The organism is Paenibacillus sp. EKM206P, assembly GCF_011066155.1.
In the GTDB taxonomy this organism is placed as follows: domain Bacteria; phylum Bacillota; class Bacilli; order Paenibacillales; family Paenibacillaceae; genus Paenibacillus; species Paenibacillus polymyxa_D.
Window position 1 is genome coordinate 23,165 of record NZ_JAAMNQ010000001.1, and the last position, 15,273, is coordinate 38,437.

12 protein-coding genes are annotated in these 15,273 nt (G+C 48.6%); 8 read left to right on the top strand and 4 right to left on the bottom strand.

Going from position 1 to position 15,273, the window contains the following annotated elements; translation table 11 throughout:
• Positions 1-55 precede the first annotated feature (55 nt).
• From G9G53_RS00085 to G9G53_RS00120, 8 genes are all read left to right on the top strand, one after another.
• Positions 56-820, top strand: a complete 765-nt coding sequence (locus G9G53_RS00085) for a HesA/MoeB/ThiF family protein (RefSeq protein WP_165144427.1) — start codon at positions 56-58, stop codon at positions 818-820.
• Complete coding sequence (locus G9G53_RS00090; protein ID WP_165144429.1) at positions 798-1,934, top strand: homocitrate synthase/isopropylmalate synthase family protein; 1,137 nt, start codon at positions 798-800, stop codon at positions 1,932-1,934. The genes G9G53_RS00085 and G9G53_RS00090 overlap by 23 nt, the downstream gene beginning before the upstream one ends.
• Positions 1,935-2,180: 246 nt before the next feature.
• A complete protein-coding gene (locus tag G9G53_RS00095; protein WP_185156334.1) occupies positions 2,181-3,917 on the top strand; it encodes an ABC transporter ATP-binding protein in 1,737 nt (578 codons plus the stop codon).
• Complete coding sequence (locus G9G53_RS00100; RefSeq protein WP_165144433.1) at positions 3,898-5,736, top strand: ABC transporter ATP-binding protein; 1,839 nt, start codon at positions 3,898-3,900, stop codon at positions 5,734-5,736. Before G9G53_RS00095 ends, G9G53_RS00100 begins: the two co-directional genes overlap by 20 nt.
• A 187-nt stretch (positions 5,737-5,923) precedes the next feature.
• On the top strand, positions 5,924-6,580 hold the full coding sequence (locus G9G53_RS00105; protein ID WP_165144435.1) for a DJ-1/PfpI family protein: 657 nt from the start codon (positions 5,924-5,926) through the stop codon (positions 6,578-6,580).
• A gap of 142 nt (positions 6,581-6,722) precedes the next feature.
• On the top strand, positions 6,723-7,922 hold the full coding sequence (locus G9G53_RS00110; protein ID WP_165144437.1) for an MFS transporter: 1,200 nt from the start codon (positions 6,723-6,725) through the stop codon (positions 7,920-7,922).
• Positions 7,915-8,574 carry a TetR/AcrR family transcriptional regulator gene (locus G9G53_RS00115; protein WP_165144439.1) on the top strand — a complete coding sequence of 220 codons (660 nt, stop codon included), beginning with the start codon at positions 7,915-7,917 and terminating at the stop codon, positions 8,572-8,574. The genes G9G53_RS00110 and G9G53_RS00115 overlap by 8 nt, the downstream gene beginning before the upstream one ends.
• 148 nt (positions 8,575-8,722) lie before the next feature.
• The gene (locus G9G53_RS00120) at positions 8,723-9,634 is read left to right on the top strand and encodes an AraC family transcriptional regulator (protein WP_165144441.1); all 912 of its coding nucleotides are present in this window, start codon (positions 8,723-8,725) and stop codon (positions 9,632-9,634) included.
• 69 nt (positions 9,635-9,703) lie between these two features.
• On the opposite strand, the gene G9G53_RS00125 is transcribed toward G9G53_RS00120, so the two are convergent.
• From G9G53_RS00125 to G9G53_RS00140, 4 genes are all read right to left on the bottom strand, one after another.
• Positions 9,704-11,104, bottom strand: a complete 1,401-nt coding sequence (locus tag G9G53_RS00125) for a sugar porter family MFS transporter (RefSeq protein WP_165144443.1) — start codon at positions 11,102-11,104, stop codon at positions 9,704-9,706.
• Positions 11,105-11,331: 227 nt separating this feature from the next.
• Positions 11,332-12,669 (bottom strand): response regulator transcription factor, encoded by a 1,338-nt coding sequence (locus G9G53_RS00130; RefSeq protein WP_165144445.1) that lies wholly within the window; start codon positions 12,667-12,669, stop codon positions 11,332-11,334.
• Positions 12,644-14,089, bottom strand: coding sequence for a sensor histidine kinase (locus tag G9G53_RS00135; protein WP_165144447.1), 1,446 nt, complete (start codon positions 14,087-14,089; stop codon positions 12,644-12,646). Before G9G53_RS00135 ends, G9G53_RS00130 begins: the two co-directional genes overlap by 26 nt.
• On the bottom strand, positions 14,086-15,084 hold the full coding sequence (locus G9G53_RS00140; protein ID WP_165144449.1) for a sugar-binding protein: 999 nt from the start codon (positions 15,082-15,084) through the stop codon (positions 14,086-14,088). Before G9G53_RS00140 ends, G9G53_RS00135 begins: the two co-directional genes overlap by 4 nt.
• Positions 15,085-15,273: the final 189 nt, after the last annotated feature.

Genomic DNA, 15,273 nt, shown 5'->3' on the forward strand with positions numbered 1-15,273 from the left:
ATCCTGCGGACCGAATATCTTAAAGGCGGGAGCCGCACATGGAGGGGGTGGACGAATGGTACAGCTGCTGGAAGACAGTAGATACGGACGCCAGTTGAAGCTGTTGGGAGTAGAAGGTCAGAACAGGCTAAAGCAGGCTACTGTTATGGTTGCAGGCATCGGAGGATTGGGAGGGACAGCGGCCATGTACCTGGCCGCTGCCGGAGTAGGAAAGCTGATATTGGCCCATGAGGGCATAATCCATCTGCCCGATATGAACCGGCAGGTGCTGATGGACAGCGGACGAATCGGGGAGGAACGGATGGAGACGGCATTACAGCATTTGCATCGTATCAATCCGGAGACGGAGCTTGAGGGCCACGCCCACAGAATCACAGAAGAATCTTCTGGATCATGGGTAGAAGCGGCCGATATTGTGATAGATGCACGTTATGACTTTCCGGAAAGATATGCGCTGAACAGACTATGTGTTCGACATGGCAGACCGATGATAGAAGCGGCCATGTACGCCTATGAAGTATCATTGATGACCATTGAGCCCGGTAAGACGGCATGCCTGGAATGTCTTTACCCGGAAGGCGGACAGCCTTGGGAACCTCTGGGATTCCCGGTCCTGGGAGCCACCTCCGGCTTGATTGGCTGCATGGCTGCACTGGAAGCGGTCAAATGGATTACAGATGCGGGTAATCTGTTCACTGACCGCATGTACCGTATGAATGTGCTGGATATGAGCAGCTGCACCATAGCAGTCAAACGCAACCCACGCTGTCCGTGCTGCGGAACGGGAGGGGATACAGATGAGTCAGTTGCATATTTGTGATACAACACTGCGTGACGGAGAACAGGCTCCGGGCGTTGCCTTTTCGGCCGAGGAGAAGACTGAAATTGCCATCATGCTGGACTCGGCGGGGGTGGAGCAGGCTGAGATCGGAATTCCGGCAATGGGAAAGGCGGAGTGCAGATCTATTGCCAGAATTGCTGCTCTTGGACTTCAGATGAAGCTAATGACCTGGAATCGCGCGGTGTTCACAGATATTGATGCAGCTGAATCGACAGGTGTCGGCTGGGCCCATATTTCGGTTCCCGTGTCGACGGTGCAGATGAAGGCCAAGCTGGGTATGAATCCTGAGCAGGTGACAGAACTGATCCGCAAGTCTGTCGATTACGGTCAGTGTAAAGGATTGACTATTTCCGTAGGCTTTGAGGATGCTTCAAGGGCAGATGACTTGTTCCTTGAACAGTTGGCGAATCAGCTCTACAGGGATGGTATCCGGCGCTTCAGATATGCCGACACGCTGTCCGTTCACCATCCTGCTGCCATAGCTGCCCGTATAGACAGGTTTGTATCGCGCGTGCCGCAGGATGTGGAGCTTGAGATTCACTGTCATAATGATTATGGCCTGGCGCTTGCCAATACTTTGGCAGCTTTGCAGGCGGGAGCTGTCTGGGCCAGTACCACGGTGTTGGGACTTGGGGAAAGGGCAGGTAATACGGCGCTGGAAGAGGTGGTGATGTCGTGGAGGGACCTATATCAAGGAACCTGCAGCGTCCGTCCCGAACTGCTGAACCCGCTGGCTGCACTGGTGTCCCAAGCCTCCAACCGAATCATTCCCGAAGGCAAGCCCATTGTGGGAGACATGGTATTTGCCCATGAATCCGGCATACATATCAACGGTCTGCTAAAGGAGCGCGCCGCCTACCAGGCGCTTGATCCGACCGAGCTGGGAACGGACCATTCGTTCGTACTCGGCAAGCATTCGGGCAGAAGTGCAGTTCAATATATGCTGGAGCAGGAAGGAATCGAGGCAGGCTCCGGTGAAATCAAGTTCCTGCTGGAGCGGCTTCGCCTAGTCGGTGAAGATCCCAAGCTTGTCATTCATAGCGCGGATTTAAGACGCTGGCTGCAGTATTATCCGGCTGAGCTGCCGAAATAACCGAAAAGGCGTTCCCGTCCGGTAAGTGTGACCGTGACTGGAATGCTTTTTTTGTATATTTGTTAATTCCTGCAACCGGAGTCTCCAATTTGCTGGTTAAACGAAGCCGTTCAGAAGGGTATAATAAAATATAGTGTTGTATAAAGTGCGTATATATGGTTTTACAGCAGGCGGGTTCGAATCTTATAACCATTACACGCTGATCTGGAAGGACGGCTATGGGCAATTGGAGGAATGCTTGTGGGAATGATGTTTTCTTTTCTAAAAAAATATCGGGTTCCAGCCATCGCAGCGCTCGTGATGATGTTGCTGGAATTGACGGTAGAGCTATCGCAGCCATATTTGATCTCTAAAATCATTGATGAGGGCATCCGACAGCAGGATTTGTCCGTCGTCTGGTTATGGGGCAGTGTACTGGTGGGGAGTGCGGTTATCGCTTTTATGGCGGGTATATCCAGCTCTTTTTTTGCTTCACATGCAAGTCAGGGCTTCGGCTATGATTTGCGGGAAAAGCTGTATCGTAAAGTGCAATCCTTTTCGTATCCTGTGTTTAAACGTTTTGCCACTTCGTCGCTGATTACGCGCCTGACCGGGGATGTCACGCAAGTACAGGATACGGTGTTTATGAGCCTGCGGTTTATGACACGGGTTCCGCTTGTAGTCATCGGCAGTATTGTGATGGCACTAGTTGTGCATTTCAGGCTTGGGCTGCTATTGGCGGTTATGGCCCCGGTGCTGTTCGTGTTTGTGCTGGTGATGATGCGGCGAACGGTCACTTTGTTTAAGGGTGTCCAGCGTCGCCTGGATGACGTTAACGGAGTGATTCAGGAGAACCTGACAGGAATCCGGCTCATCCGGGTTTTTGTACGGATGCGGCATGAAATCGAACGTTTCGCCCATTACGGAGGCGAATTGATGAAAGGGACGGTGTCCGCTCTACGCTGGACGGAAACGACGATGCCGTTCATTTTGTTTACGATGAATGCAGGGATTATTGCAGTACTTTGGTTCGGACGCGGCCAAATTTCCACTGGGGATGCCAGTGTAGGACAGGTGGTCGCAGTCGTCAATTATTCACTGCGGACGATTGGAGCCTTGTCTGCCTTATCAGGTATCGTTGTTGTGTTTTCCCGGGCAACTGCATCTACGGGGCGGATCCGAGAGATATTGGAAACTTCTAATGAAGATAGGCATGGGCTGGAGCCTGTTTCAACACATCATACACGGATTGAGGGACAGGTGGAAATGGACCGGGTGAGCTTTCATTATCCGGGCAGTGATCTGGCTGTCCTAAAGGAAATATCTTTTAAAGCGCAATCGGGCGAGCGGATAGCTATTATGGGGGCCACTGGCTCGGGAAAATCCTCACTTGTGCAGTTGATTACGCGTCTCTATGAAGAGGATGAAGGTCATGTGCGCTTTGACGGAAAGGACGCTCGTGAACTGGATGCGTCCATATTGCGAGAGGCCATTGGCTATGTCCCTCAGGAGGTACTGCTATTCACCGGCTCGATTCGGGATAATATTGCTTGGGGGCTGGAGAATGCCAGCCTGGAGGAAATTAAGGAAGCCGCACGCATGGCGCAAATCCATAGTATGATTGAACGCTTGCCGCAAGGCTATGATACGATGCTCGGGCAGCGTGGCGTCAATCTGTCTGGCGGACAGAAACAGCGACTTTCGATTGCCCGCGCGCTGGTACGCCAGCCGGCAGTGCTGATTTTGGACGACAGCACAAGTGCGCTGGATGTAGGGACGGAGGCAGCACTACTGAATGCACTCGATGGCCTGTCCTGTACGACATTTCTCATTACGCAGAAAATCAGCTCGACCGCATCGGCAGATCAGATTTTACTGCTGGATGAGGGTCGTCTGATGGCAAGCGGAAGTCATAAGCATCTCATGGATAGCTCGGATCTGTATCGACGTATCTATGGATCACAATATGGAAAGGAGGAGTCGCATGTTCAAGGAACTCATTGAACCGTTCTGTCAGCCTACACCGCCGTCCGGTGTGCTGCGAAATCCGGCGGGAGCTGAAGGACGCCGCAAGGCCAAAGCGAAAAACTGGTCTGGCACCTTAGGACGGATATGGGCTTATCTGGCTCGTCGTAAGGCCAAACTGATGCTGGTACTGTTCATGGTGCTGCTCAGCTCCGGGCTGGCTCTGCTGGGTCCATATCTGGTCGGCGTAGCGGTGGATGATTTTCTCGAAGGTCCGGGTGGACGCACGTGGATTTATTTTCTCATCGGATTAGGAGCTGTATATCTGCTCAACTCGCTGACCTCCTGGCTGCAAAATATCTGGATGATCGAGATTGCTCAAGAGACGGTGTACCGCATGCGTTTCGAACTGTTTTCACATTTGCATCGGCTACCCATTCCTTTTTACGGCAAACGTCAGCAGGGAGAGATCATGAGCCGTCTGACCAATGATATCGAAAATGTCAGTTCTACGCTGAACAGCTCGGCCATTCAGATTTTTTCGAGCATATTGACGTTAATCGGTACACTCACAGTGATGCTGTGGTTAAGCCCGCTGATGACCCTGCTGACCTTTATCGTGGTGCCGTTAATGGCAGTCGGGATGCGCTGGATTACACGTCGCACCGGGCCTTTATATAAGGAACGCCAGAAGAATGTGGGCGAACTGAACGGATACATCGAAGAAACGCTGTCTGGGCAGCAGATTATTAAAGCATTTTCGCAGGAAAAGAGAGTCATCCGTGGTTTTGGCGAGCGTAATGACCGTATTCGGCTATCGGGCTTCTGGGCCCAAACGATTTCAGGCTTTATACCGAAGCTGATGAACGGACTGAATAATCTTAGCTTTGCTATTGTAGCGGGGATCGGTGGGATTTTGGCCATTCGAGGTTCCATCACTATAGGTACAATTATTGTATTCGTAGAATATGCCCGCCAGTTCACCAGACCGCTGAACGATTTGGCTAACCAGTGGAACACCCTGCTGTCCGCCATTGCCGGAGCTGAGCGCGTATTTGAAATATTGGATGAAGATGAAGAGTCTAAGGACGAACGCGGCGCAGTGGAGGTAGGGTATGTGGAGGGGGCGGTGCGGTTCACGGATGTTTCCTTCGGTTATGATGAGGGAAGCGCTACGCTGGAAGGTATCTCTTTTGAAGCCAAACCTGGTGAAATGATCGCACTAGTCGGTCCGACCGGGGCAGGAAAAACGACACTGATCCAGCTCCTTTCCAGATTCTATAGCCCCGACAAGGGAACGATTACGCTGGACGGGCGCGATATCACCACCATACAGCGTGAAAGCTTGCGCTCCCGCATGGCATTTGTGCTACAGGACTCCTTCCTGTTTCAGGGGACGATTCGTGAAAATATCCGCTTCGGCAGACTGGACGCCACCGATGAGGAGGTTGAACAAGCGTCGAAGCTGGCCAACGCCCATTCCTTTATCATGCGAATGAAGGACGGATACGACAAGTTGCTGGAAGCGAACGGCAGCGGCATCAGTCAAGGGCAAAAACAACTGCTGGCTATTGCCCGTGCTATTTTAGCCAACCCTTCCATCCTTGTACTCGACGAGGCAACCAGCAGCATCGACACCATTACCGAGATGAAAATACAAGAAGGACTGGAGCGGCTTATGCAGGGTCGAACAAGCTTCGTCATCGCGCATCGGCTGAATACCATTCGTCAGGCTGACCGGATTCTGGTCTTGAAGGATGGCCGTTTGGAGGAGCAGGGTTCTCATGATGAACTGCTGACCCATAAAGGCTTTTACAGTGATTTATATTATGGTCAGTTGAGAAAGCAAAGCTCTTAAGCGGCTCGCGATTAACAGCTTTGCAGGTATACTTAAAAAGGACTACCCTGGGGTGGTCCTTTTTAAGTATGCCTTTTTACAGGTACGTACTATTAAAGGTTTACATCATCAAATATACCCATACCCCGTATATGTATGTTAGTATGGGTATGCAAGAATAAAATCCCACTTCAAAGGAGAGAGCATCATGAAAATCGCAATCATGCTTTTCGATGGAATTACTGCATTAGATGCAATAGGTCCATACGATGTGTTTGCTGCTACACTGAAATGTGAAGTGAAGTTTGTCGCTAAGCAAAAAGGGTTAATCAAGCTGGACTCAAATATGGGTTATTTGCATGCCGATTACAGTTTTTCTGAAGTTAATTCAGCTGATATTCTTGTTGTTCCTGGATGCAGTCCGCCAAATTATAAAACCCCAATGAATGACGAAGAAACGTTAAATTGGATTCGCCAAATACATGAAACTACAAAATGGACCACGTCGGTTTGTAACGGCTCTTTGATTTTGAGCGCAGCAGGCTTGTTAAATGGAACCGTAGCCACCAGTCATTGGGGTTCCTTAGACCTGCTCCAATCTCTTGGAGCCATTCCAACAGATGAGAGAGTGGTTCGTCAGGGCAAAATGGTTACAGCAGCCGGTGTCTCCTCTGGTATTGATATGGCACTCCAGTTAATAGCTTGGGAATTGGGAGAAGACATGAGTAAAGGAGTCCAGCTGATTTTGGAATACGATCCTCAGCCTCCGTTTGACACGGGTTCACCCAAGAAAGCTCCTGCTAAATTGGTAGAACAAATAAGAGGCATGTTACAGGAGTTTGCAAAACAGGAGCCCAATGTGTAACTCAAGAATAACAAGATCTCTTTCAGGTATTAGCTTGGCTTAATAAGTTTGTAATTTTATTTACAAGGGTCCCTATTTCAACTAATATAGTTTACACATAGTAAAGGATTACATAGTGTAAATGGTTGAAGGGGGTACAAACATGAGCAGCTTACCTAAGTCTGCTAAATTTCCACTTTTCATTCTGATGCTGAATTTGTTTATTGCTTTATTGGGTCAAGGCATGGTGATTCCCATTCTGCCTGAATATCTGAAACAATTTAATGCGGCAGGAGCTGCTGCGGGGTATCTTATTGCCGCTTTTGGAGCAGCACAGTTTATTTTTTCGCCCCTAGGTGGGCAGCTTTCGGATAGATGGGGTCGAAAATCCATGATCATAACGGGTCTGTTTTTAACCGTCATCTCGGATCTCATGTTTGCTGTATCTACGACATTGCCCCTTCTATATATTGCTCGATTTATTGGGGGGATAGGTATTGGATTAATGGTTCCTTCCAATATGGCCTACGTCGCTGATATTACCACTTCTGAAACCCGAGCTAAAGGAATGGGATACTTGGGTGCTTCCATGAATTTGGGGATGGTACTTGGTCCGGGGTTAGGCGGTATGATCGCTGAGTTTGGCATCAGGGTGCCCTATTTTTTTGCTGGTGGACTTGGACTTGTAGCTACGCTGCTTAGCTTGTATATGCCAGAGACACTACCCAAGGAAAAACGAAAAACCGCTAGCCAATGGGTCCGCCGGGAGCCCATTCGCAACCAAATCCTAAATTCATTTCGGACATCCTATTTTCGTTATCTTCTCCTCATTCTGATCATGACATTAGGTTTGATGAATTACGAAACGGTGTATGCTCTTTTTGTGGAACGAAAATACGGTTTTGATGCCACTAAAATCTCAATGATCATTACGGTTGGTGCAATTATAGGCATCGTTGTGCAGATATGGCTGCTCGATTATCTCATCAAGAGACTCGGCGAGATGAAGCTCATACGCCTCTCTTTGATCATGACAGCCATCGCTTTACTGTTAATGATCATTAAGATTAATTTAGGTTATTTGCTGGCGGTATCGGCACTGTTTTTTGCTTTTAATGCCTTCCTAAGGCCAACCGTAAGTACAATGATCGCGAACTCAGCTGGCGATCGTCAAGGATATGCCGCCGGATTGAATACGACGTATACTAGCCTAGGCAATATATTGGGGCCTATTTTAGCGGGTTTGTTGTTTGACAAGCACATTCATATTCCTTATATTTTTGGTGCACTTATCCTTGCATCTGCCCTTTTCTTAACCTTACAAAAATCGAAAAATGAGAAACGGATGGTTGTTAATGACTGAGAACTGGCACCAGAATTTAAAAAACAAAAATCGGGAAGAACTCATTGCGGCTGCGAAGGAGCTTTTTATGAAGCAAAGCTTTCTCAAAGTTAATATTAAGGATGTATGCAACGTGGCTGGTGTAAGCCGGGTCACATTCTATAAGCACTTTCAGTCCATGAACGAACTGATCTTTGAGGTTCAGATGGAAATCCTGGAGAGCATGACCGAATTTGTTAGAAGGGCGCCTTCAGCAGAAATGAGCGGGAAGAAGATGCTTACTTCGATGCTTGATGCATGGATTGATTACGCTTGGCAACATCCGGAATACATCAAGTTTATTCTTCTATTCGATCTGCATTACGAAGCTTATGATTCAAATCAAGAACTCAAAGAACAGTACAAAAATTTTGTTAGCCGGGAAAAGGAACGACATTTCCTGATGGATGCTCTGGAAGTTGGATTCCATGATGGATCATTAAAGTCCGACACGGACCCCTTAAAGACCGCTCATTTTATCTTCAGTTCTATGATGGGTATACTCCAGAAAATGAGTCTGACGTCCAAGGACGATTGGAATAACGAACTCGATGATATAGAAATTGCTAACCGATTTGCGGGAATGTTGATTCAGTATTTAAGTCCAGAAAGTGATAAATCCCCAACCTTTTAGGCAGGAGTCCCCTGCCGTAATCCAAAGGATTCCAGATCGTCCGATGGAGTGAAATAGAAGTACATGGCTCAGTCTGTTAAACTGTGAAAATAGAGCGGTTACATATACGTTTCCATATTAGCCTTATCTATTTCACGGAGGTGCGGGGATGAACGGAAGTCTGTTTGAGCCACGGCTGCGTGACGGGGATTATATTCCCCGTTTTTTTGCTTACTATTACAAGCAATGGCATGACTATACCATGTCTTACCACGATCATCATTCTACCGAAATTATGTACATGATTTCCGGCTTTTGCAGGGTAGATGTACAAACGGGAGAGAATGTGGAAGAAAGCATCACGCTGCGTAAAGGCGAGTTTATTATGCTGGACGCAGGTGTACCGCATCGACTGGTGGTGGAAGGAGAACAACCGTGCCGGATGCTAAATGTAGAGTTTGGTTTTACGGAGGGAGTGAGGGTAGGACCGTCTATCCGACAAATGGCAGCAGAGGAGCAGGAGGTCACGACCCTCATGTCACGTCCGTTCCCGTATCTGGTACTATCGGACCCGGAAGAGGTATATTATGCGCTGAAAAGTCTCGTGCTGGAGCTGGACCAACGAAAAGAACAGCCGGGTGCAATGGCCGAGATGCTTTTTATGCAATTGCTAGTACGAATTGCACGTCTACGAGAAGAGGCAGAGCGCAGCAACACGCAGCAAACGGATATGTACATCAAACGATGCATTGAATTTCTCCATCTGAACTATGACCGAGATATTGTGGTTAAGGACATGGCGGCAGCCGTGAATCTGCATCCAGGTTATTTGCACCGTATTTTCAAAAAACATACGGGGCTAACGCTCACCGTGTATTTAACGATGCTGCGAATGGACAAGGCCCGTATGCTTCTTCAGCAAACGGACATTCCCATTCAAGAAATTGCCGATTATGTAGGCGTGGCCAGCAGGCAGTATTTTCATATGTTGTTCAAAAAGCACACAGGCAAGACGCCTGTTGAATACCGCTCTGCTGTAGAGCGCAATGTGAGGAACTATGCGGAGGAGGATGGGAACTGATAATAAGAAGCCTCTGAACCATTACCGATTTTAAGTCGGTATGACTCAGAGGGCGTGGCTAAAGTTGGGTCATTTCCCGAGCCACATATTTTCCATCTGTTCAAGCGATCTCCCCTTGGTTTCGGGAACCTTGCGCCATATAAAGACTACGACGAACAACGAGATGGCTCCGAATAACCAGAAGGTATTGGACGGGCCGGCTGAACTCAGCAGAGGAGGGAATGCCTGCGATACCAGATAATCGCCGGCCCACAATGCCATCGAAGCAATGGCGACAGCTTTGCCGCGAATGCGGTTCGGAAAGATCTCCGAGATCATAACCCATACGATCGGCCCCAGCGATATAGCATAGGAGGCCACGTAGATCAATATCATGATGAGTACGAGCGGTCCGGTGGTCAAACCCATTTTGAATGCGGCTCCAATAATGACCAAACAGCAGGTCATCAACGAGGTGCCGATTATCAGCAGGACTTTTCGTCCCGCTTTGTCGATCAGCCATACGGATACGATGGTGAACAACACATTGATCAACCCGATCCAAATGGTCTGGGTCAAAGAAGCGTCCGTACCGAGTCCCATTCCCTTAAAGATAACCGGCGCGTAATACAAAATGGCATTGATGCCGGTAATATGCTGCATAATGGCGAGCATAACACCGATAAAGAGAGCGACCCGAATACCGGGAGCGAACAATTGTTTCAATGAGTCGTTCTCATTTTTGAATGATTCCTTGATATCAAGCACTTCCTGCTTAGCGGCTTCTTCACCGTGAATTTTCAGCAAAATCGGCAGCGCTTCATAAGGCCGATTCTGTTTAATAAGCCATCTCGGGCTTTCGGGTATGAAGAGCATCAAGAGCATAAAGATCAGTCCCGGAACGGCTCCCACTCCGAACATCCAGCGCCAGGCTGTTGAGACACCCCAAGCTTCATCCCCCAGGCTGACGATCCACGAATTCTGAAAATAAACCAGGAAAATCCCTGTTACGATCGCCAGCTGATTTAAAGCAACCAAACGACCTCGGTATTTGGCGGGAGCGATCTCCGCGTTGTACACCGGACAAACGGTGGAAGTGATTCCTATGCCAATGCCGCCGATCATGCGAAAGATAACATACCCGGTGAACGTATCTTGAAGTGCAGAGCAGATCGAGCCGACGACGAATAAAAATCCGGCGGCTAGCAATACCTTTTTTCTGCCGATCCTTTCACTCATGTAGCCGGAGAGAGCCGCTCCTGTGATACTCCCTACAATCAGACTCGACACCGCCCAACCAACCTGAAATTCGCTCAGCAAAAAACGCTGCTGTAGGAATTCAACTGCCCCCGAAACTACCGCGATATCAAAACCGAATAGGATGCCTCCAAGCGCAGCTACGATGGATACCAGCGTCACAAAAAGCATATTGGGTTTTTCTGATTGAAGCGCTTTCTGTTGAGCGCTTTCATTATTGATGATTACTCCCATATGATCATCTCCCCTCCAGATTCCTAGAACCTCATTCCGTTCTTCGAGGAGAAGTATAACATGCGCCTATAAAAGAAAGGCCGGTTATCGTCTTCAATAAACGGACCTTTTCACGCACGATTTTGGCTTCGATTCACGAATTGGAGACGGAGGGGCTAAATCTAGCATTACCTTGTCATTCGAACTTAAAAAAATCCATGCCGGTAGTCAACATGGATGAATCTCTACTACTTTTGGGCTTTAAACTCAGTGGGAGGAACGCCCGTTATCTTCTTAAAGACGCGGCTAAAATAGTTCGGGTCCTTATAACCCACTTCAAAGCTGATTTCCTTAAGAGTAAGGTTGCCGGCCTTAATCAAAGAGATGGCTTTATCAATCCGCAGCCGGGTTACAAAGTCGATGAATGTTTCTCCGTATTCCTGTTTGAAAATTTTGCTGAAGTAGTGAGGATTCAAATGGACAAAATCAGCCACTTCTTCCAGCGAAAGATCATCGTCGAACCGTTCCTCGATATACATTTTCGCCCTACCCAGCATAGTCAGTGTTTGAACCTCCCGCTGTTCGCGTATCCGTTGCAGTGCTGACATGACGTACGTCTGCTGAAGCATTCCATTCTCCGCTTTGATGGCAAGCAAAGAAGTGTTTCCAGCCTCTGATGACTTCAGTTCGTCAAAGTGGCAGTAACCTCCATCCCGCTTGCGTAGGGTGGAGGCAAAAACGGCTTCAAAATAGGATTTGCGAAGTCCTTCCTCGCCGTTATGCAGCGATCCGATTCCAATGGCTGTCTTTATACCAAGTTGCTGCTGGGCAAGCTCGGAGAACTGCTGAACGAGGTGTTTAACCAACTGGCGCCAGTCGTTTTCGCCGGTGGTAGGCGGCTTGCGTAAAAAAGTGGCTACATGATGGTCGATCAAAGAGCTTACAATGGCATTCGGGCCATGCGCTTTTACATAGCTTCGGAAATGATCGTAAATTTTCTTTTTATCCTGCTCGTCCGTATATCCGTCAAAGGCGGCAATGATGGCGCTTCCCTGATCAAGAGGAAAGTCCAGCCATTCCGATAGCTGGGAAGCGCTCGAATCCACGGTCTGGTCGACCATAAGCATTAAAGCCAGCTCATTTTCTGCGAGCGGCATTAACTGTGAGATTTTATGCCTAAGCTCTAATTCTTCCGTACGTGCCCGCTTCTCATACTCAATTTCTTCAATCAGTCTTTTCAATGTGCCGATGATGAGTTCTCGCTTCGCCGGCTTCAGAATATATTCTTTTGCGCCCAAAGAGAGCGCCTCCCGGGCATAGGCAAAATAATCATAGGCAGTGACGAGCACGAATCGGGTATCGGGAAGCCGCTCCTTTAATTCACGAAGCGCCGCAAGCCCGTTGATTCCAGGCATATTGATATCCAGAATGGCAATATGGGGACGGTGCTCTTCCGCACATTCAATCGCCATGCGACCGTTACCTGCATGAATAAACCGGAATATCCCCGGCATCGCCCGTTCCACTGTCATTTCCAGTCCTTCCCTCTCCAAAGCCTCGTCATCCGCGATCAACAACCGATACATCAGTCCGCTCACTCTCCTTCTTGACTGGAATTCGTATTGTTATGGTCGTACCTCGTCCGATATTGCTATTGATTTCAACCATTCCTTCCTTTCCGTAGAACAACTGCAGCCGCCTAAACACATTTTGCATTCCAAGTCCTGTTGAACTGCCGCTTTCGGCTTCGCCTTTAAGATGGAGTACGGACAGTCGGGTTTTCTCCGTCATGCCCTTTCCGTTGTCCGAAATTTCAATTTGTACATCTTCGTGTGCTCTCGACAGCGTTAACACGATAATGGCTCCGTCTTCCATATCTGCCACACCATGAAGAAAAGCGTTTTCAATAAATGGCTGGATCGTCAGGGCCGGAATTTGCTGCTGAAGTACGGAAGCGTCAAAGTGAAGATCAAAGCGAATTCTGTCCCTGAAGCGCGCCAGCTGGATGGTTACGTATTCGCGGATATGATCCAGTTCCTCCTGAAGAGTTACGGGTTTGTCCAGCTTCTGCAGGCTGTACCGTAGCAGATTGGACAGCGAAACGATCAGATCGCTGGTTTTCTCCGCCCCTTCCAGGATCGCCAGCTTGGAGAGCACATTTAAGGTATTGAATAAAAAGTGCGGGTTAATTTGATTTTGCAGAGCCAGAAGCTCCAATTCCTTCACAAGCCGCCGCATTTCCAGACTCTGTTTATCCTTCTCGATGAGGATACTCAAATCGGTGGACATTTGCGAAATGGCGTCCGACAGTACGCCTAGCTCGTCATCCCGTCGCGGTTGGGGCCTAATATTCAGATCACCTGTGGCGATTCGCTTCGCCAGTCCGACAAGTCTGCCGACAGGGCCAGTAATGCTGCGCGAGACCCAGATTGCAAGCAAAACCCCCATCAGCGCGTTCATGCCGAACAACGCCACTCCCCATCCGTTCATTCGCTCATTCTTGTTCCGGATGTTCTCAATGATTGGCCGGTAATAAGCCAGTTCAGCATCGATCAGTTGCTGACCCTCCTCATGAATATAGCTGACGGTTTTTTCCGCTTCAATATAATGTTCAAAAGCCGATTGAGGATCTTGTGCCTTTGCATCCAGAACTGCGGCTTGTTTCTGTTCAAGAAATGTGGCCAACAGATTCACGTAGTCCTCCTCGGCGAAAGAAGGGTCGGTCGAGTCGGAGACTTCCTGAATTCTGGCTTTCAACTGCATTAATTGGTATTCTGTCGGACCCTGCATAGCCTTATCTTCTCTTGGATTAAGCAGATAGGCATATAGGAGCTTTAAGTTGCTCTCTGCCGATTCGGAGGTTTGCTCGATGAGGAGAATTCGGCCAAGCATTTCATCGTAGCTCTGTTGTACGACCTTTCCGCTTTGGAATACAAAATAAGCGATGATATTGGCGAACACAACTAGAAGAGGGATGAACAGAAGCAGCTTCGTTCTGATCGTCATCGTCTGTCATCTCCGGACATGTTGTCGGGAGTGTCCGCATGCACTTCATATACCCTGGTGTATGTTAATTCCTGGGGGGCATTCCCCTTTAGATAATCATTCAGCAATTTTATGGCCTTAGCCCCCATTTCCTCTGGCTGTTGAACAAGGGTCAGTTCGATTTTGCAATCTCTGATGGCTTCCAACGTCTCGGTCATATCGTCAAAAGCGAAAATCTGCAAACTCCGCGCGCCGCGCCGCTCGGAGGCTTCCAGAATGCCAAGGCCGTCCAGCGCACTGAATCCGACCATGTAGCGGATCTGCGGATACCGGGTGAGCATGTTCTGTGCTTGCTGTGCTGCCTGAAGCCGTGAAATATTTGAGGAGCGAATCTCCACAATGCGGAGCTTGGGATAGCGACCGATCACGGAACGAAATCCAGCAAGCCTGAGTCGCTGATTCTCGACGCGCTCGCTACTGATCATAACTCCAATGTCGCCACGCTCTCCAGAGGCTTTCGCTAACAGTGCGCCCATCCGTTTTCCTGCTCCTTCGTTATCCGTTCCCACGTAAGCTAGTCTACGGGAGTCTGGTTCATCCGTATCGATCGTGATGACGGGTATGCCAAGTCCGGCTGCTTTGTCGATTAATCGGCGATATTCTGGATCATTTATCCCTTGAACCAGAATTGCATCCGCCTTACTGGCGATCGCTTTATCCAGCAGTTTGACCTGCTCGGACGGATTAATGCGGTCCGGCCCGATATAATCGAGCCTCATACCGTACTGTTCCGCTTCCTTTCGGGCTCCTTGTTCGATTGACCGCCAGTAGTAATTATCCAACTCCTGTGATATCAATACCACTTTTGTATCGGAACCCCCGTCGTTTGGTGAAACCGTCTTCAATTGTTCTGCAAATTGGTGGATTTGAAAGGAAGACAGAGTGAACTGAAAGAGCAGCCAGGCAAATAGCAGGAAGACTGGGATAAGGATAAATGTCCATTTACGGTTTGACATGTCTTGCTCCTTTGTAAATATTTAGAGACTTAACTCATTATACAGTAGCCAAAGAAGCGTAGGCAGCTATCGCCATCATAAGCGCGATTATTGAGGAGATGGAAGTCGAGCAGGCACTAAATGAATTCCGTGGAAAGATAGCATTGGAGATAGGCCCCTACCAGTAGGATTAGGACATTTTTAAGTCCA

Bases quoted from the DNA above. Each gene is read 5' to 3' on its own strand.
- G9G53_RS00135 (WP_165144447.1), bottom strand. From the start codon at position 14,089: ATGACGATCAGAACGAAGCTGCTTCTGTTCATCCCTCTTCTAGTTGTG.
- G9G53_RS00090 (WP_165144429.1), top strand. From the start codon at position 798: ATGAGTCAGTTGCATATTTGTGATACAACACTGCGTGACGGAGAACAG.
- G9G53_RS00140 (WP_165144449.1), bottom strand. From the start codon at position 15,084: ATGTCAAACCGTAAATGGACATTTATCCTTATCCCAGTCTTCCTGCTA.
- G9G53_RS00110 (WP_165144437.1), top strand. From the start codon at position 6,723: ATGAGCAGCTTACCTAAGTCTGCTAAATTTCCACTTTTCATTCTGATG.
- G9G53_RS00115 (WP_165144439.1), top strand. From the start codon at position 7,915: ATGACTGAGAACTGGCACCAGAATTTAAAAAACAAAAATCGGGAAGAA.
- G9G53_RS00095 (WP_185156334.1), top strand. From the start codon at position 2,181: ATGATGTTTTCTTTTCTAAAAAAATATCGGGTTCCAGCCATCGCAGCG.
- G9G53_RS00120 (WP_165144441.1), top strand. From the start codon at position 8,723: ATGAACGGAAGTCTGTTTGAGCCACGGCTGCGTGACGGGGATTATATT.
- G9G53_RS00105 (WP_165144435.1), top strand. From the start codon at position 5,924: ATGAAAATCGCAATCATGCTTTTCGATGGAATTACTGCATTAGATGCA.
- G9G53_RS00100 (WP_165144433.1), top strand. From the start codon at position 3,898: ATGTTCAAGGAACTCATTGAACCGTTCTGTCAGCCTACACCGCCGTCC.
- G9G53_RS00085 (WP_165144427.1), top strand. From the start codon at position 56: ATGGTACAGCTGCTGGAAGACAGTAGATACGGACGCCAGTTGAAGCTG.
- G9G53_RS00130 (WP_165144445.1), bottom strand. From the start codon at position 12,669: ATGTATCGGTTGTTGATCGCGGATGACGAGGCTTTGGAGAGGGAAGGA.
- G9G53_RS00125 (WP_165144443.1), bottom strand. From the start codon at position 11,104: ATGGGAGTAATCATCAATAATGAAAGCGCTCAACAGAAAGCGCTTCAA.